General features: G+C 68.0%; 26 protein-coding genes and 1 pseudogene. 18 read left to right on the forward strand and 9 right to left on the reverse strand.

Annotation, left to right across the window (positions count from 1 at the left end; translation table 11 throughout):
- Positions 1-31: 31 nt before the first annotated feature.
- The 4 genes from CLV29_RS08805 to CLV29_RS08820 all read right to left on the reverse strand — a co-directional run bounded on the left by CLV29_RS08805 (position 32) and on the right by CLV29_RS08820 (position 3,179).
- On the reverse strand, positions 32-1,069 hold the full coding sequence (locus CLV29_RS08805) for a phosphotransferase family protein (RefSeq protein WP_133754536.1): 1,038 nt from the start codon (positions 1,067-1,069) through the stop codon (positions 32-34).
- A gap of 86 nt (positions 1,070-1,155) precedes the next feature.
- Positions 1,156-1,638: a GtrA family protein gene (locus CLV29_RS08810; protein WP_279586464.1), complete on the reverse strand. Its 483-nt coding sequence runs from the start codon at positions 1,636-1,638 to the stop codon at positions 1,156-1,158.
- A 29-nt stretch (positions 1,639-1,667) separates the two neighbouring features.
- On the reverse strand, positions 1,668-2,183 hold the full coding sequence (locus tag CLV29_RS08815) for a PH domain-containing protein (RefSeq protein WP_133754537.1): 516 nt from the start codon (positions 2,181-2,183) through the stop codon (positions 1,668-1,670).
- 144 nt (positions 2,184-2,327) lie between these two features.
- Positions 2,328-3,179: a biotin--[acetyl-CoA-carboxylase] ligase gene (locus tag CLV29_RS08820; protein WP_166649187.1), complete on the reverse strand. Its 852-nt coding sequence runs from the start codon at positions 3,177-3,179 to the stop codon at positions 2,328-2,330.
- An 82-nt stretch (positions 3,180-3,261) separates the two neighbouring features.
- Here CLV29_RS08820 and CLV29_RS08825 point away from each other — a divergent pair, with 82 nt between their 5' ends.
- The 3 genes from CLV29_RS08825 (at position 3,262) to CLV29_RS08835 (ending at position 4,789) form a co-directional block, all read left to right on the forward strand.
- Positions 3,262-3,846, forward strand: a complete 585-nt coding sequence (locus CLV29_RS08825; protein WP_208292816.1) for a GNAT family N-acetyltransferase — start codon at positions 3,262-3,264, stop codon at positions 3,844-3,846.
- Positions 3,847-3,959: 113 nt separating this feature from the next.
- Positions 3,960-4,154, forward strand: coding sequence for an acyl-CoA carboxylase epsilon subunit (locus tag CLV29_RS16160; protein WP_166649188.1), 195 nt, complete (start codon positions 3,960-3,962; stop codon positions 4,152-4,154).
- Positions 4,151-4,789, forward strand: a complete 639-nt coding sequence (locus CLV29_RS08835; protein WP_133754540.1) for a Maf family protein — start codon at positions 4,151-4,153, stop codon at positions 4,787-4,789. Before CLV29_RS16160 ends, CLV29_RS08835 begins: the two co-directional genes overlap by 4 nt.
- Before the next feature lie 24 nt (positions 4,790-4,813).
- Here the strand turns inward: CLV29_RS08835 and CLV29_RS08840 are convergent, their stop codons facing one another.
- Positions 4,814-5,239 carry a hypothetical protein gene (locus CLV29_RS08840; protein ID WP_133754541.1) on the reverse strand — a complete coding sequence of 142 codons (426 nt, stop codon included), beginning with the start codon at positions 5,237-5,239 and terminating at the stop codon, positions 4,814-4,816.
- Positions 5,240-5,272: 33 nt separating this feature from the next.
- Between CLV29_RS08840 and CLV29_RS08845 the strand changes: the two genes are divergently transcribed.
- The 4 genes from CLV29_RS08845 (at position 5,273) to CLV29_RS08860 (ending at position 9,107) form a co-directional block, all read left to right on the forward strand.
- Positions 5,273-6,250, forward strand: a complete 978-nt coding sequence (locus CLV29_RS08845; RefSeq protein ID WP_133754542.1) for a decaprenyl-phosphate phosphoribosyltransferase — start codon at positions 5,273-5,275, stop codon at positions 6,248-6,250.
- On the forward strand, positions 6,247-7,605 hold the full coding sequence (dprE1, locus tag CLV29_RS08850) for a decaprenylphosphoryl-beta-D-ribose oxidase (protein WP_243831802.1): 1,359 nt from the start codon (positions 6,247-6,249) through the stop codon (positions 7,603-7,605). Before CLV29_RS08845 ends, dprE1 begins: the two co-directional genes overlap by 4 nt.
- A 29-nt stretch (positions 7,606-7,634) precedes the next feature.
- Positions 7,635-8,390 (forward strand): decaprenylphospho-beta-D-erythro-pentofuranosid-2-ulose 2-reductase, encoded by a 756-nt coding sequence (gene dprE2 / locus CLV29_RS08855; protein WP_133754543.1) that lies wholly within the window; start codon positions 7,635-7,637, stop codon positions 8,388-8,390.
- A 123-nt stretch (positions 8,391-8,513) separates the two neighbouring features.
- The gene (locus CLV29_RS08860) at positions 8,514-9,107 is read left to right on the forward strand and encodes a hypothetical protein (RefSeq protein ID WP_133754544.1); all 594 of its coding nucleotides are present in this window, start codon (positions 8,514-8,516) and stop codon (positions 9,105-9,107) included.
- Positions 9,108-9,123: 16 nt separating this feature from the next.
- Here the strand turns inward: CLV29_RS08860 and CLV29_RS08865 are convergent, their stop codons facing one another.
- Positions 9,124-9,705: a DinB family protein gene (locus tag CLV29_RS08865; RefSeq protein ID WP_133754545.1), complete on the reverse strand. Its 582-nt coding sequence runs from the start codon at positions 9,703-9,705 to the stop codon at positions 9,124-9,126.
- 121 nt (positions 9,706-9,826) lie between these two features.
- Positions 9,827-10,408 (reverse strand): TIGR03086 family metal-binding protein, encoded by a 582-nt coding sequence (locus CLV29_RS08870; RefSeq protein ID WP_133754546.1) that lies wholly within the window; start codon positions 10,406-10,408, stop codon positions 9,827-9,829.
- Between the two features lie 101 nt (positions 10,409-10,509).
- Between CLV29_RS08870 and CLV29_RS16805 the strand changes: the two are divergent.
- Positions 10,510-10,677: pseudogene (locus CLV29_RS16805) on the forward strand (helix-turn-helix domain-containing protein); the annotation flags it as partial.
- Positions 10,678-11,267: 590 nt separating this feature from the next.
- Entirely contained in the window at positions 11,268-11,465 is a 198-nt protein-coding gene (locus CLV29_RS17275; RefSeq protein ID WP_166649074.1) for a WCX domain-containing protein, read from the forward strand.
- A 17-nt stretch (positions 11,466-11,482) separates the two neighbouring features.
- Here the strand turns inward: CLV29_RS17275 and CLV29_RS08885 are convergent, their stop codons facing one another.
- Positions 11,483-12,838 carry a family 4 glycosyl hydrolase gene (locus CLV29_RS08885; protein WP_133754549.1) on the reverse strand — a complete coding sequence of 452 codons (1,356 nt, stop codon included), beginning with the start codon at positions 12,836-12,838 and terminating at the stop codon, positions 11,483-11,485.
- Positions 12,839-12,923: 85 nt separating this feature from the next.
- Here CLV29_RS08885 and CLV29_RS08890 point away from each other — a divergent pair, with 85 nt between their 5' ends.
- The 9 genes from CLV29_RS08890 (at position 12,924) to CLV29_RS08930 (ending at position 24,692) form a co-directional block, all read left to right on the forward strand.
- Positions 12,924-14,078 (forward strand): carbohydrate kinase family protein, encoded by a 1,155-nt coding sequence (locus tag CLV29_RS08890; protein ID WP_208292817.1) that lies wholly within the window; start codon positions 12,924-12,926, stop codon positions 14,076-14,078.
- Positions 14,079-14,421: 343 nt separating this feature from the next.
- On the forward strand, positions 14,422-16,965 hold the full coding sequence (locus tag CLV29_RS08895; RefSeq protein WP_133754551.1) for a DEAD/DEAH box helicase: 2,544 nt from the start codon (positions 14,422-14,424) through the stop codon (positions 16,963-16,965).
- A 204-nt stretch (positions 16,966-17,169) separates the two neighbouring features.
- Positions 17,170-20,205 (forward strand): Na+/H+ antiporter subunit A, encoded by a 3,036-nt coding sequence (locus CLV29_RS08900; protein ID WP_133754552.1) that lies wholly within the window; start codon positions 17,170-17,172, stop codon positions 20,203-20,205.
- A complete protein-coding gene (locus CLV29_RS08905; protein ID WP_243831803.1) occupies positions 20,202-20,939 on the forward strand; it encodes a Na(+)/H(+) antiporter subunit C in 738 nt (245 codons plus the stop codon). Before CLV29_RS08900 ends, CLV29_RS08905 begins: the two co-directional genes overlap by 4 nt.
- Positions 20,936-22,468 (forward strand): Na+/H+ antiporter subunit D, encoded by a 1,533-nt coding sequence (locus CLV29_RS08910; protein WP_133754553.1) that lies wholly within the window; start codon positions 20,936-20,938, stop codon positions 22,466-22,468. Before CLV29_RS08905 ends, CLV29_RS08910 begins: the two co-directional genes overlap by 4 nt.
- Positions 22,465-23,037, forward strand: a complete 573-nt coding sequence (locus tag CLV29_RS08915) for a Na+/H+ antiporter subunit E (protein WP_133754554.1) — start codon at positions 22,465-22,467, stop codon at positions 23,035-23,037. Before CLV29_RS08910 ends, CLV29_RS08915 begins: the two co-directional genes overlap by 4 nt.
- A complete protein-coding gene (locus tag CLV29_RS08920; protein WP_133754555.1) occupies positions 23,034-23,366 on the forward strand; it encodes an MrpF/PhaF family protein in 333 nt (110 codons plus the stop codon). Before CLV29_RS08915 ends, CLV29_RS08920 begins: the two co-directional genes overlap by 4 nt.
- Complete coding sequence (gene mnhG, locus CLV29_RS08925; RefSeq protein WP_133754556.1) at positions 23,366-23,968, forward strand: monovalent cation/H(+) antiporter subunit G; 603 nt, start codon at positions 23,366-23,368, stop codon at positions 23,966-23,968. Before CLV29_RS08920 ends, mnhG begins: the two co-directional genes overlap by 1 nt.
- Entirely contained in the window at positions 23,928-24,692 is a 765-nt protein-coding gene (locus tag CLV29_RS08930) for an SDR family oxidoreductase (protein ID WP_133754557.1), read from the forward strand. Before mnhG ends, CLV29_RS08930 begins: the two co-directional genes overlap by 41 nt.
- Before the next feature lie 81 nt (positions 24,693-24,773).
- On the opposite strand, the gene CLV29_RS08935 is transcribed toward CLV29_RS08930, so the two are convergent.
- Positions 24,774-26,303, reverse strand: coding sequence for an acyl-CoA carboxylase subunit beta (locus tag CLV29_RS08935; RefSeq protein ID WP_243831804.1), 1,530 nt, complete (start codon positions 26,301-26,303; stop codon positions 24,774-24,776).
- Positions 26,304-26,306: the final 3 nt, after the last annotated feature.

Raw genomic sequence — 26,306 nt, forward strand, 5'->3', positions numbered from 1 at the left:
TTCGTCGGCCCGGTTGTGATGAACCCCGAGATCAGTTGTCCTCGAAGATCTCCAGACCGGCGACGGCGCACTTGGCCACCAGCTGGTCGAAGTCGGAGAAGTCCTGATCACCCATCGCTCCACCGCGGCTGCGCATCACGACCCCCTGCACGATCACGGCGAACTTGAAGTACGCATAGGCGGTGTAGAAGTCCAGGTCGGACAGGTCCAGACCTGTGCCCTCGGCATAGCGCTGGGCCAGCTCGGCACGATCAGGGAACCCCTCGGCGGCGGTGACCGCGGAGATCGGCACCACCTGGTCCCCGGGGTCGGTCCAGTAGAGCATCAGCATTCCGAGATCGGCCAGCGGGTCGCCGAGGGTGGACAGCTCCCAGTCCAGGACCGCGTTCACCCTGCCGGGGTCGTCGGGGCTGATCAGGACGTTGTTCAGCTTGAAGTCTCCGTGCACGATGCCGTTGCGCTGGGCCTGCGGTACGCCGTCCGACAGCAGGTCCCGCAGGCGGTCGAGCTCGGGCACCTCCTCGGTCTTCGACAGTTCCCACTGCTTGCTCCAGGTACGTACCTGCCGTTCGAGGAAACCCTCGGGACGTCCGTAGTCGGACAGCCCGACCCGGTCGGGGTCCACCTGGTGCAGGGCGATCAAGGTGTCGATCAGGCCCAGCCCGATCGCCCGGCGACTGTCCGGGTCGTCGTAGGCCTCGGGCAGGGTGTCGTTGATCACCAGCCCGGGCACGTCCTCCATCACGTAGTAGGCGGCGCCGAGCAGTTCGGGTCCCTCCAGGGTGTGCACCTTCGGCACCGGCACCCCGGTCGGGTACAGCGCCTGCTGGATCCGCGCCTCGCGCCCCATGTCGTGGGCCTTCGGCAGCACGTGACCGGTGGGCGGCCGGCGGAGGACGACGCTGCCGGCCGGGCTGATCAGCCGGTAGGTGAGGTTCGAGCGGCCACCGGCGATCAACTCGGCACGCAGGTCGCGCCAGCGCGGCTCGTCGAAGAGTTCGGCCAGTCGTACCCCGACGGCATCCGGATCAAGACCGGGTGTGGCGGTGCCGGCTGCGGACTCGGTCATTCGGCGACTCCTTCGTCGACCTGGACGGGCATGATGGATGCAACTTAGCGTACGCTCAGCAACCGGCCGACGGCGAACCCACCCGGTCAGATCAGGCGGAAGATCACCGTGCGCTGGACGATGAAGTTCACCGTGGTGGCCACCCCCTGGGCGATCACGAAGCAGAGCACCATGGTGATCTCCACCATCGACGTGCCCAGCCGCGGATTCAGGAACCAGTACAGCAGCGAGTACAACCCGACCTGCAGGGCGAAGGTCACCCCGTAGAGCACCACGATCGCGCCGAACCGGCGTTTGGACGGTTCGGCCCGGAAGGTCCAACGCCGGTTGATCAGGTACGCGGTGGTGGTGCCGAGGATGAAGGAGATGGCCTTGCCGCTGACCTGATTCAGCCCGGCCTGCTGGGTGAGCAACCACAAGATGCCGAAGTCGACACAGGCCGAGAGGATCCCGGTGGCGAGGAACCGCAGCATCTGCACGTGCAGGGCGACCGCAGTAGCCCGCTCCTCGACCGGCAGCTCGATCGGCTGCGGGAAGTTGGTGCCGGTGGGCTCGGAGGACTCAGTCACGAGGGCCCATGGTACGTCGGCCGGCGGGATCAGGCGGTTGCCCAGGCCGCATGCGGCGGCGGCAGTGGCCGGGCGTAGGACTCTGCGCCCAGTTCGTGAATCGCATTGCGTACCCGTTTCACATCCGGCACCTTCCGCAGGTCGAGCCAGAAACCGTCGACGGTGACGATCCGCAGGTTGCCGCAACCGGTGAGCCAGCCGGTTGCGCCGCGGCGGCACTCGACCTGGCTGATCGCGGCCAGCGGGATGTCGTGGACGATCCGGCCGAAGGCACCGATCCGGGTCAACAGCCGACGGGTGGTGAGTACGTAGCGGGTGTTGCGCCAGCGCAGCAGCGGCCGGAACACGAAGACGAACCCGAACACACAGACCAGGCCGACCAGTACCCAGCGAAGTTCAGGAACCAGCTCGGCGATGGCGCGCAGCCCGGCCCCCAGCCCCAGCGCCAACAGCAGCAACATCACGATCGGGAACCAGATGCTGCTGGCATGCGGGCGCAGGGTGATGACCTCCAGCTCCCCGTCTGCCAACCAGCGCCGCGCCATGGGCCCAATGCTGTCACATCGGCCCAGCAGGCCAGGTCGGTTCGAGGTCTGAGAGCCCCGGGACGGACCGGGACCGTGGTCGGCCCTGAGCGATGGCCCCGTGCGCGCACGGTCGGCGGGCGGACCGGGTAGGTCCTGTCCGGGTCAGTCCTGTCGGCGTAGGTGGACGACGTCGCCGGCGCTGAACGCCCGGACGGTCTCCCCGGCGCGGACCAGCAACCGCCCGTCGGTGTCGATCGACTCGGCCCTGCCGTGGAACCGGGAGTCCCCCAATTCCACCCGGACGTCGCGGCCGACGGTGTCACTCAGCCTCAGCCAGGCCTGCCGTGACCGCTCGATCGCCTCAGCTTCCGGTCCGGTCTCGAAATCGACGAGCCGGTCGGCCAGATCGAGCAGGATCTCCCCCAGCACCCGGGTCGCGTCCGGCGCCGGGAGGCCGTGGTCGGCACAGGCCAGCGACAACGAGCCGGCGGTCGGTACGGGCAGCTCGGTCTGGTCGAGCCAGGTGTTCAGTCCGAACCCCAGCACCACCGACGGCGGCGTCCCGGGCAGATGCTGCCCGAGGATGCCGCAGACCTTCCGGTCGTCGATCAGCACATCGTTGGGCCACTTCAGCAGCGGTGGGAGACCGGTGCTGCGGGTGATCCCGGTGGCCACCGAAAGACCGACCAGCAGCGGGAACCAACTCCAGGTGAGGACCGAGCGGGCCGGCCGCAGCACCACCGAGGTCGCCACCGAGGTCCACGCCGGGGCACCCCAGGACCGGCCCAGGCGCCCGCGGCCCGCCACCTGGTGCCCGGCCAGCAGGACAGTCCCCGCTCCGGCCTCACCCCGGGCAACGGCTGCCGCCAGGTCGGCATTGGTGGATCCGGTCACGTCGACCACCCGTACCTCTCGCCAGCGGTCGCGAAGAATCGTGCGCAGACCGGCCTCGTCGACCCGGCGCGATTCGGGATCCTCGGTGGCCGACTGCTCGCCCGCGGCGTTCTCCTGCACAGCTGCGACCCTATCCCCGGCCGGGCCCTGTGCCACCGAAACTGGTTGGTCGGCCCGCACCCCGGGTGCCTACGCTCGACGCGTGCACGACGACGGGACCGCGGGCGAGGCAGTGCAGGATGCTCGCCCGACCATGAAGACGGGGCGGATGTGGCTGGTCCCGCTCGGCCGCCAGCACCTGCCCGACCTCGTGCGACTCGACGCCGACCCGGCGGTGATGCGCTTCCTCGGTGACGGTCGACCACGAAGTGCCGCCGAGGTGGCCTCGCGAATGGCCGGCCGCACCGACCCGGCTGCGGCGGCGCGGGGGCTCGGCTACTGGTCGACATTCGAGGCCCGAGCCTTCATCGGCTGGGGCCTGCTGATGCCGACCGAGGTCGCTGGTGAGGCCGAGCTCGGGTACCGGTTGCGACCGGAGTTCTGGGGCCGGGGCCTGGCGACCGAGATCGGCGCCGCCCTGATCGACCACGGGTTCTCCACCGTCGGCCTGCGGACCATCCTCGCCCAGACGATGGCGGTGAACAGCGGTTCCCGGGCGGTGATGGCGAAACTGGGGATGCGCCACATCCGTACCTTCACCTGGGAAGGACCGGAGCAGCCGATCCCCGGCTCCGAGCACGGTGAGGTCGAGTACCGCCTCGACCGCGACGCGGCCACCGGCAGGTGACCTGCACCGACGATGACCCGGGGCCGGCCCGCGCCGGGGTCGGATCTCTGCGCCATACTGCAATCGACGGTACGACCGATCGACCGCATGGGCAGCTACGGGAGGATGAGCAGGTGACCGATACCGAGCCTTGGCAGATCGGCGGGAACCCGACCGCCGAGGAGGTGGCCGCCGTGCTCGCCCTGCTCGGCACCCAGGCACAGGCACGGGCACAGGCACCGCAGGAGGTGCCCGGCTGGGCCGGGTACTGGCGTCGCAGCGCGGACACACCACCGCGGTCGAGCTCGACCCGGTGCAGCCGCCGATGAGCCGGCCGATCCCGACGATCATCCTCGCCTCGGCCTCCCCCGCCCGGATGGAGACGCTGCAGAATGCGGGGGTCGATCCGCAGGTGATCGTCTCCGGTGTCGACGAGACCGGGATCGGAGCCGACTCGGTGAGCGAGCTGGTCGCTTCCCTCGCGGAGTTGAAGGCAACCGCGGTCCATGATCAACTCCTCGACCTCCCCGGCGGGGAGCGGCGCCCCCGGGTGGTGATCGGTTGTGACTCGCTGCTGGAGTTCGAAGGCCTGCCTTTCGGCAAGCCCGGCAGCGTCTCGGCCGTGGTCGAGCGGTGGCGCCGGATGCGCGGTCGTTGCGGGGTCCTGCGTACCGGTCACCATCTGCTGGTCGACGGCGCGCCGGGGACCCGCCGGACCGTGGTCCGGAACAAGGTCGCCTCGGCGACGGTGTACTTCGCCGCTGTCGACGACGACGAGATCGAGGCCTACGCCGCCACCGGTGAGCCGGCCCAGGTCGCCGGCGGGTTCACCATCGACGGTCTCGGCGGGCCGCTGATCGAACGGATCGAGGGCGATCCGCACACGGTCGTCGGGATCAGCCTGCCGCTGCTGCGGGCTGAGCTTCGCTCCCTCGGGCTCGGCTGGCCGGCATTCGGCGGCTGACCCGGACCGCCGGGGCCCGCGGCCTCAGTCCTGGTCGCGCCGCAGGGTCAGTGCGGTCGCCTCGCCGGTGGTGGCGCCGCCGGTCCAGCCGTACCCGCTGAAGACGAGGCCGGTCTTTGATGCCGACTCGATGCTGAATCCGGCTGCCGGCAGCTGTTGATCGAGGAAGTCGATGAACTGTTCCCCCTCGGGGGCGAGCACGATCAGGGTGACGACGTTCTCCTGGTCGACGACCTCGCCGACGGAGATGTCGGCCGGCAACGGCGTCCAGGCGGCCGGACCGTTGTCCACCCCGAGCTCGGCCAGGCTGGTCACGCCGTCACCGAGATTCGGGGCGGTCGACGGTACGGGCTCCGGTGTCGGCTCGGTGGCCGAGGCCGCACATCCACTTGCCAGGACCAGCACACTCGCCGCCGCCAGCAGGGCCCGGCGGCCCGGCGAACAATTCACCTCCCCACGATAACGCGGTACGCTCGGGCGGCGATGAGCACTGAACCAGCCTCGGCCGACGGCGCGCCGAAACCGGCCCCCGAGACCGAAGCCCCCGCGACGGGCAGCCCGGGTCTCCCCGAACCCTCGCAACGACGCTCGCGCACCCCGGCCGCGATCCGGGCGGTACGTCCGAAGCAGTGGACCAAGAACGTCCTGGTCTTCGCCGCCCCGCTGGCCAGTGGCAGCCTGCTGAACCTCGACGTGCTGGGCCGTGCCCTGCTCGGCTTCGTCGCCTTCTGCCTGATCAGTGGTTGCATCTACCTGATCAACGACATCCGCGATGTCGCCGAGGACCGGCTGCACCCGAAGAAGCGGTTCCGGCCGATCGCCTCCGGTGAACTGGGCGTCCCGGCAGCCTGGGTGCTGGCGGCCATCTGTGGTCTCGCCGCGCTGGCCATCGGCTTTTGGACCTCGCCCTATCTCGGCGCGGTGCTGGTGGTCTATGCGGTGCTGCAAATCATCTATTCGTTGTTCCTGAAGCATCAACCGGTGATCGACCTGGCGGTCGTCTCCTCCGGCTTCCTGCTGCGCGCGATCGCCGGCGGTGTGGCCGCAGGCATCGAGCTCAGCCAGTGGTTCCTGCTGGTGGCCGCGTTCGGCTCGCTGTTCATGGTGGCCGGCAAGCGCTATTCGGAGTTCATCGAGCTCGGCGCCGATGCCGGCACCCGCAAGTCGCTGGCCGAGTACTCGGCTTCGTACCTGCGTTTCGTCTGGATCCTCTCGGCCGCGGTGACGGTGATGGCCTACTCGCTGTGGGCGTTCGAGCAGAGCAGTGCCGCACCCCAGTTCCTGGACGTCCCCTGGGCGGTGCTCTCGGTGGTGCCGCTGACCCTGGGGGTCCTGCAGTACGCCCGTGAAGTCGATGCCGGAGATGCCGGTGCACCCGAAGATGTCGTCCTGCGGCACCGGTCACTGCAGGTGATCGGGGTCGTCTGGCTGGCATTGGTCGCGATGGGAGTGTTCTTGTGAGTCTGCAGACCCTGCACGGATTCGGCCGGGCGATGTCCACGGTCGGCACGGTCGTGCGCATCGGATCACAGGCCGATGCGGTGGAAGCCGTGGAGGCCGCCCACGGTGGCCGGGGGCTGATCGCCCGCGGTCTGGGCTCGTCCTACGGCGACCCGGCGCAGAACTCCGGTGGCCTCACCCTGGACCTGACCGGGATGGACAGGATCCTGCAACTCGATGCCGGTTCCGAAGTCCCCTTGGCGGTCGTCGAAGCCGGGGTCAGCCTTGATCAACTGATGCGGGCGGCGCTGCCCCTGGGACTGTGGGTGCCGGTGCTGCCGGGAACCCGGCAGGTCACCGTCGGTGGTGCGATCGCCGCCGATGTGCACGGCAAGAACCATCACAAACAGGGTTCCTTCGGCAATCACGTGCTGGCCATGGACCTGCTCGGCGCCGACGGTGAGGTACGTACCCTCACCCCCGACGACGAGAACTCCGACATCTTCTGGGCCACCGTCGGCGGCATGGGCCTGACCGGCATCGTGCTCCGGGCGACGATCCGGATGCAGCGGTGCGAGACCGGTTACTTCACCGTCGACACCGACCGCACCCAGAACCTCGCCGACACGATGGAACTGATGCATCGTGACGACGACAACTACACCTACACGGTGTCCTGGATGGACGCGGTCACCAGCGGCAGGCACATGGGCCGGGCGGTCTACACCCGGGGCGAGAAGGCGCTGATCTCGGAGCTGCCGAGGAAACTGCGCTCCGACCCGTTGAAGTTCGTCGGCCCGAACTTCGGCACCATCCCCGATGTCTTCCCCAACGGCATGGTGAACCAGCTCACCGCCGCCGCGTTCAGCGAGCTGTGGTACCGCAAGGCGCCGAAGCATCGGGTCGGTGAGGTGCAGAACATCACCCAGTTCTTCCAGCCGCTGGATGTGTTCAACGACTGGAACCGCGGGTACGGTCCGGCCGGTTTCCTGCAGTACCAGTTCCAGATCCCGTTCAGCGCCGAGCGCGACTTCGAACGTACCGTGGAGATGATCACCGGTTCGGGTCACGTGTCCTGCCTGAACGTGTTGAAGCGCTTCGGCGAGGGCAATCGCGGCCTGTTGTCGTTCCCCCGCCCCGGCTGGACCTTCACCGTCGACCTGCCGATCCGTCATGGCCTGGACCGTCTGGTGCATGCGCTGGACGAGGTCGTGCTGGGAGCAGGCGGGCGCCTCTACCTGGCCAAGGATTCCCGGGTCGACGCCTCGGCGTTCGCCCAGATGTATCCGAAGCTGGACGAGTTCCGGGCGATCCGCGAACGCCTCGATCCCGAGGGGATCTTCATCTCCGACCAGGCCCGTCGACTCGGGCTCTGAGCCGTACCGACACAATCCGAAGGAATTCCATGATCGACGCCGTCGGCAACCCGAAGAACCTGCTGCTGCTCGGGGGTACCTCCGACATCGCCTTGGCGATCGCCCGCCGGTACGCCGAGACCTCGAAGCCGAAGGTGATCATCGCCGCCCGTCCGGGTGCCCGCCGCGACGCCGCCGTGGCCGAGGTGGAGGGCTACGGCCTGACCACCCAGGTGATCGACTTCGACGCCGCGGTCGAAGGCTCGGCCGAGTCGGCGGTCCGCGACGCCTTCACCGCCGGTGACGTGGATGTGGCCGTGGTCGCCTACGGGGTGCTCGGCGACAACGAGAACGACTGGACCGATCCGCTCGCGGCGCGCCGCCTCGCCGAGATCAACTACGCCTCGGCCGTCGAGGTCGGTGTCCTGTTGTCGAATGCGATGAAGGCCCAGGGCCACGGCCGGATCGTCGCCCTCTCCTCGGCCGCCGGTGAGCGCGCCCGTCGCTCGAACTTCGTCTACGGTTCCTCCAAGGCCGGGTTCGACGCCTTCTACACCGGTCTGACCTATGCCCTGGCCGATTACGGGATCAAGGTGCTGGTCGTCCGGCCCGGTTTCGTGAAGTCGAAGATGACCAAGGGCCTGAAGCCTGCCCCTCTGGCCACCACCCCCGATGCGGTGGCCGATCAGGTGGTCGACGCGGTACGGGCGGGCAAGGAGCAGATCTGGTCACCGAAGCTGTTCCAGCTGGTGATGCTGGTGCTGAAGCTGGTGCCGCGCCCGATCTTCCGGAAACTGCCCTTCTGAGGATCGGTACGCGGGTATGGGCCATTCGGTCGTTCATTGCTCCGGTGCCCCTGCCGCGCCCCGGTTCGTCCTTTCGATCCGCCGGGAACCGGCAGCACCAGCCGTGAGGAAGGACTGACAGCGATGGAATTCGATCATGATGGCTCGTCGGTTCGCCGCAGCGTGAACGTCTTCCGGGCCACCGGCGCCATCGGCGTGCTGATCATGGTTGGTTACGGTGCCTGGTCACTGGCCGATGCCAAGGTCGCGGTGGCGGTGGTGGCCTTCCTGGCCGCTGCCACCGGTGCATTCGTGTTCTTCTTCTGGGTTCCGCATCCGTTGATCTCCCGCAGCCGCAAGCTGGCCGCGCTCCGCCCGTTGCTGCGGGTGACCGACTCCGAGATCGTCCACGGGGACCTGGTCGTACCGCTCACCGCGATCCGGGCGATCAGCCGGGCCGAGGTCCCGGCCGGCCAGTTGCCCCGGAACTACCAGGGCCCGCTGTCGGTCGGTCGGCAGCTGATCATCCTGCACACGGCTCCGTCGACGACCGGCGATGCGGCCCCCTGGGCCGGCAGCAGTCGCGCGGGCGGTTCCTTGACCGTGCCGCTGAACCAGGTCACTGGGTCCGACGAGCTCGAGAACGAGATCCGGCGTCTCGCCGATCGGCATCACATCAGGGTCGTCGACACCCAGGGTTATGCCGACACCGACAAGTTCCTGACCAGCGTGCGCTGAGCGAGGACGGCACGACTCAGCTGCCCTTCGCCAGCCGTTCCAACCGCTGCACGTAGCTGTCCCAGTCGCCCCCGTACAGGTTGTCGTTGCCCTGTTGCAGACCGGCGGCGCCGTCGATCTGCTCACGCAGGATGTCAGCGTGGCCGGCGTGCCGGTCGAGATCGCTCAGCACATGGATCACGATCTGTGCCAGGGTCCGCTGGTTCCGGTCCGCCGGCCAGTGCGGCACCGTACCCACGCTGTCCAGGGGGAACTGATCGATCGTCGCGTCGGCGAAGACCCACACCCGCCGGTAGAAGTCGAGCACCCAGGCCACGTCCTGGTTCTCGGTGAGGTACCAGTCGAGCTGCGGGTCATCGGCGAACTGCTGGTCCGTCACCGCCTCCTCGGTCGGCCAGGAGCGACCGAAGGTCGGTCCGAAGTATCCGATCTCGACGTTGGCGCAGTGTTTGACGATCCCGGCCAGATTCGTCCCCGTGGGGGTCATCGGCCGCCGGGCCTGATACTCGCTGAGCCCCTCCAGCTTCCAGACCAGCGCCTCCCGCACCGATTGCAGATAGCGCTTCAGATAGGCCTTGTGGTCTGCTTCGTCACCCATCGACCGAGTCTTGCAGACCTCGTGACCGCCGGGGAAGGAACCGCTCGACTCCTACCCCGAGCATCGTCGCAGGTGCACGCTGGTTCCACGGCTCCCGCACACCGGCGTCCACCTCCTCAGATCACCCCGGTTGCCGGGACACCCGCCCGAAGAAGTTGGCCAACCGCTCGGTCGGTCCGGCGTCGACTGCAGGTTCCACCACCGTCTCGAAGGGCACCTCGGGGATCACCCGGAGCTGAGCCGGCACGATCTCGGCCGCACCGGCCAGGGCGAACTCGGCCAGTACCGGATCGGCCTCCGAGGGTTGCCCGGTCGCGGTCGCCAGATCCCACCCGTGGGTGAGGGCCTCACCGACCCAGCCGGCCAGGGCCCCGCCGAGCGTGACCTCTCCCCGCGGGATCGTCACCACCGTGTCCAAGTCGAGCGGCTCGGGCCAGGCCTCGCGTGCCCGCCGGGTGATCGCCCGGTAGTCGCCACCCCAGTCGGATTCCCCGATCTCGCTGACGAACGGCACCTCCATCGGATCGGTCCCTTCGGCCAGTGCGGTGACCAGCGAGGCACCGGTGAACAGATGCCCGAGCAGCTGCCGCACGTCGAACTCGGTGCACGGGGTCGGATCGGGCAGTTGTGAGTGGTCGACGTGATCGATCAGCTTGGCCACCCAGTCCTGCGCTGCTGCCAGTCGTGCACGGGGATCATTCATGATTCCTCCATCGGTCTGTGGAGTCACCGGTCGGCGACAAAACCGAGTCTGCAATCGATCAAGTGACACCCTGTGTCATCTTTTCGTGCTGGACTGAGGGCGTGCGCGCCGACCGACTGTTGACCTTGCTGGGCCTGTTGCGCCGTCATGGTCGACTGACGAGTGCTCAACTTGCCGAACGCCTGGAGGTCGACCGCCGTACCGTTCTGCGCGATCTGACCGCGCTGTCGGCCTCGGGCGTACCGGTGATCACCGAACGCGGTCGCGGCGGCGGGGTGTCGTTGATGCCCGGATATCGACCCGATGTGGAGGATCTGACCGCCGACGAGGCCCGGGCATTGTTCCTGGCCGGCGGGGACGCAGCCGCGGAGGCACTGGGGGTACGCGGTGCGCTGGCCTCGGCCATGCGCAAACTCTCCTCCCGGTTGCCCGAGGACACCGAACGCGAGCTCGGACGACTGCAGGACCTGATCATCGTCGATGCTCCCGGCTGGCATGATCGCGATCCACCGCCACGGGAGTTCGGGATCGTGCAGACCGCGGTGCTGGAGGGGCGTCGGCTGGTGCTGGACTACACCCCCGGGACCCGGCCGATCGCGGCCGTCGCACCGTCGATCCCCTGGGCATGGTGTTCGCCGGTTCGACCTGGTATCTCGTGGCCACTCACCGACGGGTCCGCAAGACCTTCCGGATGGAGCGGATCAACCGAGCCACCCTGCTGCCGGACCGGGTTGGGCGGCCCGAGGGTTTCGACCTGCGGCAGAGCTGGTCCCAGATCCGCGACGGCTATCGCGATGCCGACGGGGTCGACATCGCCGTCGAGGTACCTGTCGACCGGGTGCAGTTGGTGCGGCGGTTGATGTCGATCAACCTGCTCGGAGCGGTCACCGAGGAGGCGCGCGACGGGCGTACCGTGCAATTGATGCGGGTGCGGTCACTGCGCGGTGCGGTGGCGATCCTGCTCGGGTTCGGCGATCTGCTGACCGTGATCGACCCACCGGAACTGCGCGCGCTGATGGTCGAGGTGGCCGAACAGGCGATCAGCGCCCACACCTGAAGGGATGCCTGCGAAGCTCAGCGGTGGAGAATCGCGGCCAGCCCCGGTTCGGCGGCCAGATACCCCTCCAACAGTCGCCGGCCCAGGTCGATCGAGGTGACCAGGGGGTGCAGCGCGAACCCCTGCCAGGCCAGGTCCCGACTGCCCGTCAGCGCCGCCCGGGCGATCAGCCGTTCGGAGCCGCGCAGCTGGGCCATCAGGCCGAGCTGACTCGGGTCCGGTGCGCCGACCGCGCGAGGGTTGACCCCGCCGGCGTCGACCAGGCACGGCACCTCCACCACCAGGTCACCCGGCAGGGACGGTACGAGGGTGCTGCCTGCGGATTCGTTGCCGACGTCAAGGATCATCCGTTCCGGCCCGGACGCACCACTGACCGCGGCCATGAACCGCAGTGCCACCTCCTGGTAGCCGCCGCCGGCGATGTCGGCCGGATCGCGTTCCTCATCGCGGGACTCGGCCATGTAGGTCGACTCCCGTTCGGCCAGGGCATCCCGCCACAGGTCGGCTGCAGGCGTACCGGTACCGCGCGCGGCGCGGTAGAACTCGCCCTGCTGGGCAACCAGTTGTTCACCGCGGGTACGCGGTGCCGCCAGGATCCGGTCCCGGGCACTGTCAGTGTGCAGGTAGTAGTACAGGTACTCGTTCGGCAGAACGCCTTGGGCCCGCACCCAAAGCGGTCCGAGGATCCGCGCCTCCTCGATCTGCAGCAGCAGCCGGTCATCGGCCAGCAGCGCAGGCAACCGGTCCTGTCCGTCGATGCTGAAGCTGCGGAGCCATCCGAGGTGGTTCAGTCCGAGGTAGTCGTAGTCGACATCGGGGTCGGTCAGCGAATGCCCGAGGACCCGGGCGACGCGGCGTACCAAGCCGATCGGGGTGTCGCAGATGCCGACCACCCGGTCACCGAGGACGGTACGCATCACCTCGGTGACGATCCCGGCAGGATTGGTGAAGTTGATCACCCAGGCGTCAGGAGCGTGACGGGCGATCGCTTCGGCGATCCGCCGCATCGGGCCGATCGTCCGCAGTGCGTAGGCCAGACCACCGGGCCCGATCGTCTCCTGGCCCAGCAACCCCAGTCCGAGGGCCACCCGCTCGTCGACGGTCCGCCCAGCCGCGCCGCCGACCCGGATCGCGGAGAAGACGAAATCGGCGCCGGCCAGCGCCCGGTCCAGGTCGTCGGTCACCCGGAAGGCGGGCGCGCCCGGCCGCTCGGCCATCGACGCGATCACCCGCTCGATCACCGCCAGCCGATCCGCATCGATGTCGTACAGCACGACCTCGTCGACCAGCCGCGTGTCCGAGGGGTCGATCGTCGCCTCGTAGACCAGCGGTACGCGGAACCCGCCACCGCCGAGGATCACCAGTCGTGCCACGGTTCCACGCTAACCGATTCCAGGCAGCGGCAGAGCGAGGCTCTCGATCGCCTTCGCGGCTCGGCACTGTGAAAGACTCCGCGAGGTGAGCGTTGATCATTCCGGACTCGAACATGAGCATGTCGAGCCCGTCTGCGCCGACTGCTGGGCCTGGGACCCGCTGGCGAGCCAGCGCCGGGACACCGATCCGCCACTGGACGTGTTGTTGACCGGCACGGTCTTCTTCGATCTGATCTTCACCGGTTTGCCGAAGCTGCCCGAACCGGGTGAGGAGATCTGGAGTTCGGGTCTCGGCTCGGGCCCCGGCGGGATCGCCAACCTGGCGGTGGCGGCGTCACGGCTGGGTCTGCGTACCGGCCTGGTCGCCGGCTTCGGGGACGATGCCTACGCCGACTGGATGTGGGAGACCCTGTCCGGACAGGAGCGGATCGATCTGTCCGCCTCCCCCCGGTTCGAGAACTTCCACTCCGCGGTGACGGTCTCGATCGCCCATGACGGTGATCGGGCGATGGTCACCCACGGGCATCCACTGCCGGCCCCGCTCGGTCCGCAGGTCGTGCGGGCACCGGCGGCCCGCTCGGCGCTGGCCGACCTGGCCGGTGACACCAGCTGGTTGCCCGAACTCGCGCGCCGGGGTACGGCGATCTTCGCCGACACCGGTTTCGACCCCAGCGGGCACTGGGATCCGCAGCATCTGGCGCCGCTGACCGATTGCTTCGCCTTCACCCCCAATGCCCTGGAGGCGATGCGGTACACCCACACCGACACCGTGGAAGCCGCGGTCCGGGCGCTGGCAGAACGGGTGCCGCTGGCCATCGTCACCGACGGCAGCCGCGGGGCCCATGCGATCGACTCGACCACCGGTGAGCAGGCCTACTGCCCCGCTCTGCCGGTGAATGCCCTGGACTCCACCGGTGCCGGTGACGTGTTCGCCGCCGCCACGATCCTCGGCACCCTCGCGGGTTGGCCGCTGGTGAACCGGTTGCGTTTCGCCAGTCTCTGCTCGGCCCTGGCGGTGCAACACTTCGGCGGGTCGCTGGCCGCGCCCGGGTGGGGTGACATCAGCGACTGGTGGCGCACCGTCTCCGCGGCCGCTGCCGCGGGCGAGGCGCGCGCCGGCTGGATCGCCGAACAGTACGGTTTCCTCGCCGAGCTCTTGCCCAAACACCCGGTGCAGGGCGTACGCCGCGCCGAAGGGACCTTCGCCCTGTCCTCCGACGCCGAGCACGGACACCGCTGATCCGGGCTGCCGGCGCGGTTCATCTGCACCGGTCTGCCGACGCTGTGCTGTCGGTCACCGCTGTTCGCCGGTCGGCTCGGATGCTCATGTCTGGGATCCGCCACACCGATTTAGTGGCTCCAGATCGCTCAACCGGCCGTTCGACACACGAAATGCCCATCTGGAGCCACAAAAGCGGTGCGCCACCCCTCGCAACCGGCTCCTCCCGGAGAGTCGCTGACTGCCCGCGTGCCCACGGGACGCCCCAGCGACCGAACCCAGGCACCAACCCCCACCCCAGGCACCGAAGCCGAACCTGCAAGACGCACCGGCGCAGCAACCGATGTGGCACGCTGGCACTGCCATGGCGACCACCCTCACCGACACGATTCCCGACGATCCGACTCCCGACGCCCTCTACGAGGCATTCAGCGAGTGGGCGCGGGATCGTGGCACCACCCTCTATCCGCACCAGGAGGAGGCGCTGCTGGAACTGGTCAGCGGCAACAACGTGATCATCTCCACACCCACCGGTTCGGGGAAGTCGATGGTGGCACTGGCGGCGCACTATGCGGCCCTGGCCCGGGACGAGGTGAGCTTCTACTCCGCGCCGATCAAAGCCCTGGTGAGTGAGAAGTTCTTCGACCTGGTAGCCGTCTTCGGTGCCGACAATGTGGGCATGGTGACCGGCGACGGTTCGGTCAACGCCGACGCACCGATCATCTGCTGCACCGCCGAGATCCTGGCCAACATCGCGCTCCGGGAGGGCAGCGAGGCCGATGTCGGTTGCGTGATCGCCGACGAGTTCCACTTCTACTCCGAGCCCGACCGCGGCTGGGCCTGGCAGGTGCCGCTGCTGTTGCTGCCGCAGGCCCAGTTCGTGCTGATGTCGGCGACGTTGGGCGATGTCAGCCTGTTCACCGAGGATCTGACCCGCCGCACCGGCCGGGAGACGGCGGTGATCGCCGGCACCGAGCGCCCCGTACCGCTGGAGTTCGAGTGGTCGGAGGTGCCGATCGGGGAGAAGATCGCCGAGTTGATCGAGGCCGATCGGGCACCGGTCTATGTGGTCCATTTCTCCCAGGCGGCGGCGCTCGAGGGTGCCCAGTCGCTGGTCGGGCTGAACCTGGTCGGGCGGGCCGAGCGGGATGCGATCGCCGACAAGATCGGCGACTTCCGGTTCGCCGCCGGCTTCGGCCGTACCCTCAGCAGGCTGGTACGGGCCGGCATCGGCGTCCACCACGCCGGGATGCTGCCGAAGTACCGCCGGCTGGTGGAACAACTGGCGCAGGCCGGTCTGCTGAAGATCATCTGCGGTACCGACACCCTCGGGGTCGGGATCAATGTGCCGATCCGAACAGTCTTGTTGACCGGCCTGACCAAGTTCGACGGTACGAAGATGCGCATGCTGAAGGCCCGCGAGTTCCACCAGATCGCCGGCCGCGCCGGCCGCGCCGGTTTCGACACCCGCGGCTGGGTGGTGGTGCAGGCACCGGAGCATGTGATCGAGAACAAGCGGGCGATCGCCAAGGCCGGAGATGACCCGAAGAAGCAGAAGAAGGTGAAGAAGAAGCAACCGGCCGAGGGACAGATCAATTGGACCGCCGAGACCCTGGACCGACTGATCGCCGCCGAGCCCGAACCGTTGCAGCCGCGGTTGCGGGTCACCCATTCGATGTTGATCAACCTGCTCGCCCGCCGCGGCAATCCGGTGGCGAACGCCTGGACACTGCTCACCGACAATCACCAGGACGAGGCCTCACGCCGGCGGCTCCGCAAGCACGCCGTGGTACTGGCGCGGGAACTGATCACCTCCGGGGTGGTCGAACGCCTGCCCGAAGCCCGCGAGGACGGGCGCCGCTACGACCTGACGGTCGATCTGCAACGCGACTTCGCGGTGAACCAGCCGATGGCGCCCTTCGCGCTGGCAGCCCTGGAGACCCTGGACCCCGATGGGGAGACCTATGCCCGCGACATCGTCTCGGTGATCGAGTCGATCCTGGAGGACCCCAAGGCGGTCCTGTTCGCCCAGCAGCGCAAGGCCCGCGGTGAGGCGATCGGCGCGATGAAGGCCGAGGGCCTGGACTATGCAGAGCGGATGGAGCTGGCCGAGGAGGTCAGTTGGCCGAAGCCGCTGGAGGATCTGCTGGACACCGCGCTGGAGGCGTACCGGCAGAGCCATCCGTGGTTGTCGGCCGATGCCTTGTCGCCGAAGTCGATCGTCCGGGAGATGTACGAATCGGCGATGACCTTCGGCGAGTACGTCAGCCTCTACGGCCTGGCCCGCTCCGAGGGCGTGCTGCTGCGGTACCTGACCGACGCCTACCGGACCCTGCGGCACACCGTTCCCGAACAGCTGCGGACCGAGGAGTTCGACGATCTGGTCGAGTGGCTCGGCGAGGTGATCCGGCAGACCGATTCCAGTCTGCTGGACGAATGGGAGGCGTTGACGAATCCGGCCGAGGCGGTCACCGGCAGTGCCCCGGTGACCACGATCCGCCCCTTCACCGCGAACCGTCGCGCGCTGACCGTCGCGGTACGCAATGCCATGTTCGCCCGGGTGATGGCGGCGGCCCGCGATGATCCGGACGCCCTGGCGGCCATCGACCAGCGGGTGGCAGCGCTGACCGACCCGCCGCAACAGGTGCCACGGAATGCCGAGGACTGGGCCGATGACCTGGACGCCTACTACGACACCCACGACGACATCGGGATCGACGCCGCGGCCCGCTCACCGCAGCTGCTGCAGATCACCGAGGCCGGTGACCAGTGGTCACTGCGGCAGGTACTGGACGACCCGGCCGGTGACCACGACTGGGCGATCATCGCCCGGCTCGATCTCGCCGCCAGCGATGCCGCGGGTACGGCGATGGTGATCGCCGACGGTCTGCGCCGGCTGGACGGCTGAGAGGACAGACGGCCGATCAGATAACAACTGGGCCACAGTTTCCTCGGCCCAGCGAGGAACGGCGGCGACAGGGATGTCCTTGCCGACGGTCGATCCGGGCACTATCGCCGCACCGATCGGTGGTGCTGGCACCTTGCCCGATCCACTAAAGTGAGAGTCCCGCCACCCCCCGCCTGCCTGGGCCTGATCGACGAGAGGACGTAGGTGACACTCCTCATCGCCGTGCACTTCTGCATTGCGGCCTTGGCGCCTGCCCTGATGCGCTTCCTGGGAGCCCGTGCCTACTGGTTGTTGGCGGTCGCCCCGCTCGTCGCCTTCGGCTGGTTGATCAGCATCGGACCGACCGTACTGGCCGGTGGCGCGGTGGTCGAGACGGTGCCCTGGATCCCCTCGCTGGACATCGCGATCTCGTTCCGGATCGCCACCCTGCAGTGGGTGCTGGCCCTGTTGGTGACCGGGATCGGGGCCCTCGTCCTGGCCTACTGTCGCTGGTACTTCGGATCCGGGGACCCGGCCGCCCGTACCGGCGGTGTGCTGACCGCCTTCGCCGGCGCCATGTTGGGCCTGGTGCTGGCCAACGACCTGATCGGGCTCTACGTCTTCTGGGAGCTGACCACGGTCTTCTCCTACCTGCTGGTGGGTGGTTACAACCCGGCCAACAATGCCAACCGCCAAGCCGCGCTGACAGCCCTGATCGTCACCACCTTCGGCGGTCTGGCGATGCTTGTGGGCATCCTGATCCTGGGTGTCACCGCCGGCAGCTTCCGTTTGTCGAACGTCTTCGACACCCCACCGATCCGGGCCGTCATCGAGGATCCGACCCATGCCCCACCGGCCATCGTGGTGGCGGTGATCCTGCTGCTCGTCGGCGCGTTGACCAAGTCGGCACTGGTCCCGTTCCACTTCTGGCTCCCCGGGGCCATGGCCGCCCCCACCCCGGTCAGCGCCTACCTGCACGCCGCGGCTATGGTGAAGGCCGGCATCTACTTGGTGCTGCTGCTCGCCCCCTACTTCGCCGGGATCCCCGGCTGGCGGCTGATCCTGCTCACGCTGGGAGCGACGACGATGCTCCTCGGCGGCTTCCGGGCATTGCGGCAGCACGACATCAAGGTGCTGCTGGCCTACGGCACGGTCAGCCAGCTCGGTTTCCTGATGGTCCTCGCCGGTATCGGTACCCAGTCGGCGATGCTGGCCGGTCTGGGCATGGTGGTTGCCCACGCACTGTTCAAGTCGGCCCTGTTCCTGATCGTCGGTGTGGTGGACCGCAGCGCCAGGACCCGCGACATCCGGGCACTGTCCGGGGTCGGCCGGGCGATGCCGGTGACCGCGATCGCCGCTGTCCTGGCCGGTGCCTCGATGGCCGGTATCCCGCCGTTGCTGGGTTTCGCGGTGAAGGAAGCCGCCTTCGAGTCCCTGCAGTACCTGGTCGTCGACGGTGACGGCACCGGCGTCCCGGTACTCACCGCAGCGCTCCTCACCGGTGCGCTGATCCTCGGCTCCGCGCTCACCGTGGCCTACACCCTGCGTTTCCTCTGGGGCACCTTCGCCACCGACAAGTCGGCCGAGATCAAGCCGGCCCCGCCGGTCAGCGAGTGCCGCCCGCCGGCGACCGGATTCGTCGCGGTCCCAGTGCTGCTGGCACTGCTCTCGCTGGCCGGCGGATTCCTCGGACCGCAGCTGACCGCAGCCCTGGAGCCCTATGTCGCGCTCGGCCGGATCGGCGAGCCCAGCCATGGCATCGCCTTGTGGCACGGGATCAAGCCGCCGCTGGTGATGTCGATCGTGGCCCTCGCCGTCGGTGGGCTGATGTTCTGGCGCCGCAATCAGCTGGAGCGTCTGCAGGTCTCCCTGCCGCGGGTTCCCGAGGCCCGCGAGACCTATCAGCTGATCATGCGCTCGGTGGACCGGGTGGCGGTGGAGGTGACCGCCCGTACCCAGCGCGGTTCGCTGCCGCTCTACCTGGGCACGATCCTGATCGTCTTCGTGGTCGGTACGGGCTACGTGCTGTTCACCACCTCGTCGTTCCCCACCGAGTTCCGCCTGTTCGACTCACCGGCCCAGCTGGTCGTCGCCGGTGTCACCGCTGTCGCCGCCGTGCTCGCCGCCTCGGCCCGCGGACGGATGAAGGCCGCGATGCTCGCCGGCGTCGTCGGGTACGGCGCCGCGGTGCTGTTCATGCTTCACGGTGCGCCCGACCTCGCCCTCACCCAGACTCTGGTCGAGACCGTCACCTTGGTGATCCTGGTGCTGGTGTTGCGGAAGCTGCCGAAGTACTTCACCAGCCGACCGCTGCAGTCGACCCGCTGGTGGCGCTTCACCATCGCCGCGGTCTCCGGTTTCATGATCAGCGCCATGGTGGTCTTCGCCGCCGGTTCGAGGATCAGCGCCCCCTTGTCGGCGGAGTTCCCCGAGTTGTCCTACGAATTCGGTTTCGGCAGCAACATCGTCAACGTCACCCTGGTCGACATCCGCGCCTGGGACACCGTGAACGAACTCTCGGTGCTGGTGGTGGCGGCCACCGGTGTGGCCAGCCTGATCTTCATCCGTACCCGCAATGCCGAGCTCAGCGGGGTGGCCGCCCGCCGTCGCCGGGCGACCCTGTCCGAACGGCGTACCTTCCGCCGCAAGCGTCGGGCCGGTCAGACCTCCGCCGGCCCGATGGTCTGGCTGCGTGGCGGCACCACCTTGTCCCCGACCAACCGCTCGATCGTCTTCGAGGTGATGACCCGGCTCCTGTTCGGTGTGATCATGGTGGTCTCGGTCTACTTCCTGATCGCCGGTCACAATCTGCCCGGAGGCGGCTTCGCCGGCGGTCTGATCGCCGGTCTCGCGCTGGCCATCCGCTACCTCGCCGGCGGCCGAAACGAACTCGACGAGGCCGCTCCGATCGATGCGGGCAAGCTGCTCGGCGGAGGTCTGCTGGTCGCCGGCCTGAGCGTCTTCGCCCCGGCGTTCTTCGGCGGCCGGATCGGTGAGAGCTACAAGATCTCGCTGACCGTCGACCAGTTGATCGACCTGCCGACGCCGTTCGGCCCGATCCAGTTGCTCGGCGAGCCCTACCTGGTCACCTCCATGATCTTCGACATCGGCGTCTACCTGGTCGTCATCGGTGTGATGCTCGACCTGATCCGTACCCTCGGTTCGGGTATCGATCGCCAGGAGGAGGAGGACCAGACTCCGAGCCCTCAGGTGACCACCGGACCGCGGGCCTACAGCGCACTGGTGAGGGGTGAGCAGTGAACCCCGACATGACGCCCAGCCTGGCCCTGGTGCTGGTGGGAGCAGTGGTGATCAGCGCCGGCATCTATCTGCTGCTGGAACGTTCGCTGACCCGGATCCTGATCGGTGTCTTGCTGGCCAGCAACGGGGTGAACATGCTCTTCCTGGTCGCCTCCGGCCGGGCCGGCACACCGCCCCTGGTGGGGAACTCACCGGCCGAGGAGATGGCCGATCCGTTGCCCCAGGCGCTCGTGCTGACCGCCATCGTGATCACCTTGGGTACCTCGGCCTTCGTGCTGACGCTGGCCTACCGCAGCTTCCAGCTGAACGGCAATGACGAGGTCGCCGACGACGTCGAGGATGCACAGATCCGCGAGCTGGCCGACCTGGATCAGGCCTCGCAGTCCTTCGACGAGGCCGACACCGCGATGCCGTCGGAGGACGAACGGGTGATCATCTCCGAGGACGAACGCCCCGAGGAGCCCGAGCCGGAGTTGGACTCCGACGCCGACGAATCCGGTGACGACACCGACGACGGTGAGGAGTCCTTCGACTCCGACGGAACCGACGAATCCGAGGGCGACGACCAGCCCGACAGCGACGAGGCCGACGACGAAGCCTCCGGCGAAGGCCCCGCCGAGGACGATCAGCAGCCCGACCCGGCCGATGAACTCGACGAGCACATCGCCGAGAGCGACGCCGAGCACACTGCTGAGGACACCGGCCCGACCGACAACAGGAAGGAACAGCGATGAACAACCTGTTGCCGCTGCCGGTCCTGTTGCCGCTGCTGGCCTCCGGACTGGCTCTGGCCCTGGGCCGCAAACCCAATGCCCAGCGCCTGATCTCGACCACCTCCTTGTTGATCGTGCTGATCATCGAGGGATACCTGATCTATCTGACCGACCAGTCGGGTCCGATCGCGCTGTCCCTGGGTGCCTGGCCGAGTCCGCTCGGGGTCAGCGTGGTGGTCGACCGGTTGTCGGCGCTGATGCTCTTCGTCTCCACCCTGGTCTCGCTCACGGTGCTGGTGTTCAGCATCGGCTCGGAGCTGGAGGAACGGCGACGGCAGACACCGGTCTCGATCTACCACCCGACCTTCCTGCTGTTGACCGCCGGCGTCTCGGCCGCATTCATCGCCGGTGACCTGTTCAACATGTTCGTCGGTTTCGAGGTGCTGCTCTTCGCCTCCTACGTACTGCTCACCCTGGGTGGTACGGCCGAACGGGTCCGTGCCGGCATCACCTATGTGATCGTCAACCTGCTGTCCTCGATCCTGTTCCTGGTGACCATCGCGGTGATCTATGCCGCCACCGGCACGGTGAACATGGCCGAACTGTCGGTCCGGCTGGCCGAGTTGCCACCGGAACTGCAGTTGGCGCTGCAACTGATGCTGCTGACCGTGTTCTCGATCAAGGCCGCGGTGTTCCCCCTGTCGGCCTGGTTGCCCGACTCCTACCCGACCGCCCCTGCGCCGGTGACGGCGGTGTTCGCCGGTCTGCTGACCAAGGTCGGTGTCTACGCGATCATCCGTACCCAGACCCTGTTGTTCCCCGACTCGCCGTTGGAGGACCTGCTGCTCTGGGCGGCACTGTTGACCATGGTGATCGGCATCCTCGGTGCGGTCGCCCAATCCGACATCAAACGTCTGCTGTCGTTCACCCTGATCAGCCACATCGGTTACATGATCATGGGCATCGCCCTGGCCACCGAGGCCGGACTGGCCGGTGCCATCTTCTACACCGCCCACCACATCACCATCCAGACCACTCTCTTCCTGGTGACCGGGTTGATCGAGGTACGCGGTGGCAGTACGTCGTTGAACAAGCTCGGCGGTCTCGCAGCACTGTCACCGATGCTGGGAGTGTTGTTCTTCATCCCGGCGATGAACCTGGCCGGTATCCCCCCGTTCTCCGGCTTCATCGGCAAGATCGGTCTGCTCAGTGCCGGTGTGGAGAGCGGGCATCCGCTGTCGTACCCGCTGGTGATCAGTGCGGTGTTGACCAGCCTGCTGACGCTCTATGCGGTGGCGAAGGTGTGGAACCGTGCGTTCTGGCGGGAGATCCCCGATGAGGTACGTTCCGACGGCACCTCGCTGATGGTTCAACGTCGCTGGGTCCGGCTGCCCCAGGGCATGGTCGTCACCGCCGGGGTGCTGGTGCTGATCGGTATGGGCATCACCGTCATCGCCGGCCCGCTGTACGGCTACACCGACCGTGCGGCGATCGACATCCTCGCCGTGGAGCCCTACCTCAGGGCCGTTCTGCCTGCGGAGTACCGATGACACCTGACAAGAACACCGAGACCGATCCGCTGCCGCCGCGGCGATTCGGTCTGCAACCGCGGACGATCCTCGTCCTGGCCGTCATCTGGGTGATCCTGTGGGGCGAGTACACACTGTTCTTCCTGATCAGCGGTGTGCTGGTCGGTCTGATCATCACCCTGGTCTTCCCGATGCCGCCGGTCTGGTTCGCCGGCCGCTTCCGTCCGCTGCGGGCCCTGCAGGCGCTCGCCGGTCTGCTGGTCGACATCGTCCGCTCCAGCATCTCGGTGGTCGCCACGGTGCTGCGCCCCGGGCCGCCGGTACGCAGCGGGATCATCCGGGTGAACCTGTTGAGCGACTCAGATCTGTACGAGGCGCTGACCTGTGAACTGGTCAACCTGGTTCCCGGCACCCTGGTCGTCGAGGCCCGTCGGAGCACTCGCTCGGTCTACCTGCACGTGCTCGACATCGAGGCCGACAATGCGGTCGACGATGCCCGGGACAACTTCCGCAAGGCCGAACTCCGGGTGCTGCGGGCACTGGCCAGCAAGGACGAGATCCAACAGGCACTGAGCAAGGAGGGTGCATGATCGCCGATCTGATCCTGCTGCTCGCGGCAGCACTGATGATTGCCGCCGCCGTGTTGACGCTGATCCGGATCACCCGCGGCCCGGGAACCCTCGATCGGGTGGTCGCCACCGACGTGTTGATCTCGGTGTTGATGTTGACCGTGGCACTGCGCACCGTGCAGACCGGTGACACCAGCTATCTGCCGGTGATCCTGGCCCTTGCACTGATCGGCTTCGCCGGCTCGCTCAGCGTCGCCCGGTTCGTCTCCGACCGGGACAAGGCCGTCAAGTGGGGCCCGTCCAGCAAGGGCCGGGACGGCACCCGTCCCCCGAAGGCAGGGGGACGCTGATGCTCGACCCGGTACTGGACGTGGTCGGTGCTCTGCTGCTGCTCACCGGCGCCTTTCTCACCTTGGCCGCGGCGATCGGCCTGATCCGACTGCCCGATGTGGTGACCCGGATGCACGCGGCGACCAAACCGCAGACCCTCGGACTGATCTGCGCCATGATCGGCGTCGCGATCTACATCCGGGATCCGTCGATCACCGGCTGGGTGGTGCTGGCCATCATCCTGCAGATGATGACCGCACCGATCGCCGCGCACATGATCGGGCGTACGGCGTACCGCACCAACCAGGTGCATCGTGACCTGCTGGACATCGACGAGCTCGCCGATGACCTGTCCTCGGCCGGCTTCACCCTTGCCTCGGCGCCGAAGAAGCCGAGTTCGGACGACGAGAACGACGACCCCGATGACGACGGTCCCGATCACGACGACGATCCCGATCACGACCAACCCGATGACGACCATGACCAGGTCGGGGAACCCGGGACCGATCGCGACGACGCACAGCCCGCTGCCGGGGCCGAACCGACCGGGGTCGATCATCCCCGAACCGAGGAGCAGACCGATGACGCAGACGCCGGAACCACCGACGGCCACCGACCCTGATCCGGCAGATGCCTCCGCAGTGATCGATCCGCCGCGTCCGGTGGCACTGGTCACCGGTGGCACCCGCGGCATCGGTGCCGCGATCGCCCGCAGCCTGGCCCCCGACCATCGGGTGTTGATCGGTGGGCGTGACGCCCGGGCCGCTGCTGCCCTGGCGACCGAGTTGCCCGACGCAGAACCGTTCGTCGTCGACCTGAACGATGCCCGGGCCACCGCCGAGGCGGTCGATACCTGTGCGGCCCTCGCCGACGGGCTGGATGTCCTGGTGCACTCGGCCGGGGTCTACAACGTCCAGCCGGTGACCGAAGCGACCCGCGAGGACTGGCGGCAGGTGCTGGAGACCAACCTGGTCGCCGTCGCCGACCTGACCCGCCTGCTGCTGCCGGCACTGCGGCTGCGGAAGGGAATGGTCGTGGCGATCAACTCCGGGGCAGGAATGACCCCCGGCCCCCGCGGCATCCTGTACTCGACCTCCAAGTACGCACTGCGTGGCTGGACCGAGTCGCTGCGGGAGGAATGCCGTGGCGACATCCGGGTCACCGGCATCTTCCCGGGCAAGGTCGACACCGATATGCAACGCGAGGTCCAGGCCTCCCGTGGCAATGACTACCGACCCGAGCTGTACCTGCAGCCGGAGGCTGTCGCGGCAGCGGTACGGACCGCGGTCGACACCCCGCCCAACGGCGTGATCGATTCGCTGATCATCCGCCCGGTCAGCCGCTGAGGGGAGCCGCACCGGCGGCACTCCGTGCCACCTACACCGGCGGCACTCCGTGCCACCTACACCGGCGGCACTCCGTGCCACCTACACCGGCGGCACTCCGTGCCGACGCTCGGAGAAGTGGCGGTCCTTGCCCGCCGCCGCGGCGAATCGGGCGATCAATTCCGATCGCACCTCGGACGGCTCGATGATCGCGTCGATCACCAGATCGGCGGCCAACCGGAGAATGTCGATGTCGGCCTCGTACTCGGCGCGCAGGCTGGCCACATAGGTCTCCCGCTCGGCAGCCTCGTCGATGGCGTTGATCTTGTTCGCATAGACCGCGTTCACCGCCGCCTCCGGGCCCATCACCGCAATCTTCGCCGTCGGCAGGGCCAAGGTCGCGTCCGGGCCGAATCCGGGACCGCTCATCGCGTACAGACCAGCACCGTAGGCCTTGCGGACGATCAACGACACCGTCGGCACCGTCGCCTCGGAGACCGCAGTGATCATCTTCGCCCCGTGCCGGATGATCCCCTGCCGCTCAACCTCGGACCCGATCATGAAACCGGGCACGTCGGCCAGGTACAACAACGGGACGTTGAAGGCATCACACTCGGTGATGAACCGGGCTGCCTTGTCCGCCGAGTCGACGAACAACACACCCCCCTTGACCGCAGGCTGGTTGGCGACGATCCCGATCGGCCGTCCCTCCAACAACCCGAAACCCACCACCAGCTCCGGGGCGAATAGCGGCTTCACCTCGAAGAAGGAGTCCTGATCGATGATCGCAGTGATCACCGTGCGGATGTCGTAGCCGACCGACTCGTTCGCCGGCACCAGCTCGTCGGTGAACTCCTCGGCCGGGGGCAGCGGATCGTAGACCGGCGGATGCCGGCGAAAATTCGACGGCAGATACCCGAAGTAGGCCTTGGCCTGCTCGATCGCGTCGTGATCGTCGTCGGCCAGTTGATCACCACAACCGGAGACGCTCGCATGCATCCGGGCACCGCCCATCTCCTCCAGGCTGACCTTCTCCCCCACCACCATCTCGGCCATCCGGGGAGACCCCAGGTACATCGAGGCATTCCCCTCCACCATGATCACCAGATCGCAGAAGGACGGGATGTAGGCACCCCCGGCAGCCGAGGGCCCGAACAGACAACAGATCTGCGGCACCTTGCCCGAGAGAGCCACCTGGTTGTGGAAGATCCGGCCGGCACCGCGTCTGCCGGGGAAGAGCTCGACCTGATCGGTGATCCGGGCACCGGCGGAGTCGATGAACCAGAAGATCGGCAGTTCGTCGCGCAGGGCCGTCTCGGTCACCCGGATGATCTTCTCCACCGTCCGGGCACCCCAGGAACCGGCCTTCACCGACGGGTCGTTGGCCACCACCAGTGCCGCTCGCCCGTCGACCAGACCACGCCCGGTGACCACCCCGTCGGCCGGGAGCCCGGTGGCCAGTGCATTGGCCAGCTGCCCGTCCTCGACGAAGGTCCCCTCGTCGAAGAGGGCACCGATCCGCTCCCGGACGAAGAGCTTGTTCTGCTCGGCGAGTTTCGCCGCTGCCCGCTCGCTCGGAGCCATCGTCGCCCGCCGGGCTGCCCGGATGGCATCGACATCGTTCTCGGTCACCGC

The sequence above is a fragment of the Naumannella halotolerans genome, from assembly GCF_004364645.1.
Lineage (GTDB): Bacteria > Actinomycetota > Actinomycetes > Propionibacteriales > Propionibacteriaceae > Naumannella > Naumannella halotolerans.

Bases quoted from the DNA above. Each gene is read 5' to 3' on its own strand.
- CLV29_RS08805 (WP_133754536.1), bottom strand. From the start codon at position 1,069: ATGACCGAGTCCGCAGCCGGCACCGCCACACCCGGTCTTGATCCGGAT.
- CLV29_RS08815 (WP_133754537.1), bottom strand. From the start codon at position 2,183: ATGGCGCGGCGCTGGTTGGCAGACGGGGAGCTGGAGGTCATCACCCTG.
- CLV29_RS08835 (WP_133754540.1), top strand. From the start codon at position 4,151: ATGAGCCGGCCGATCCCGACGATCATCCTCGCCTCGGCCTCCCCCGCC.
- CLV29_RS08845 (WP_133754542.1), top strand. From the start codon at position 5,273: ATGAGCACTGAACCAGCCTCGGCCGACGGCGCGCCGAAACCGGCCCCC.
- dprE2 (WP_133754543.1), top strand. From the start codon at position 7,635: ATGATCGACGCCGTCGGCAACCCGAAGAACCTGCTGCTGCTCGGGGGT.
- CLV29_RS08860 (WP_133754544.1), top strand. From the start codon at position 8,514: ATGGAATTCGATCATGATGGCTCGTCGGTTCGCCGCAGCGTGAACGTC.
- CLV29_RS08865 (WP_133754545.1), bottom strand. From the start codon at position 9,705: ATGGGTGACGAAGCAGACCACAAGGCCTATCTGAAGCGCTATCTGCAA.
- CLV29_RS08870 (WP_133754546.1), bottom strand. From the start codon at position 10,408: ATGAATGATCCCCGTGCACGACTGGCAGCAGCGCAGGACTGGGTGGCC.
- CLV29_RS17275 (WP_166649074.1), top strand. From the start codon at position 11,268: ATGTCGATCAACCTGCTCGGAGCGGTCACCGAGGAGGCGCGCGACGGG.
- CLV29_RS08895 (WP_133754551.1), top strand. From the start codon at position 14,422: ATGGCGACCACCCTCACCGACACGATTCCCGACGATCCGACTCCCGAC.
- CLV29_RS08910 (WP_133754553.1), top strand. From the start codon at position 20,936: ATGAACAACCTGTTGCCGCTGCCGGTCCTGTTGCCGCTGCTGGCCTCC.
- CLV29_RS08915 (WP_133754554.1), top strand. From the start codon at position 22,465: ATGACACCTGACAAGAACACCGAGACCGATCCGCTGCCGCCGCGGCGA.
- CLV29_RS08920 (WP_133754555.1), top strand. From the start codon at position 23,034: ATGATCGCCGATCTGATCCTGCTGCTCGCGGCAGCACTGATGATTGCC.
- mnhG (WP_133754556.1), top strand. From the start codon at position 23,366: ATGCTCGACCCGGTACTGGACGTGGTCGGTGCTCTGCTGCTGCTCACC.
- CLV29_RS08930 (WP_133754557.1), top strand. From the start codon at position 23,928: ATGACGCAGACGCCGGAACCACCGACGGCCACCGACCCTGATCCGGCA.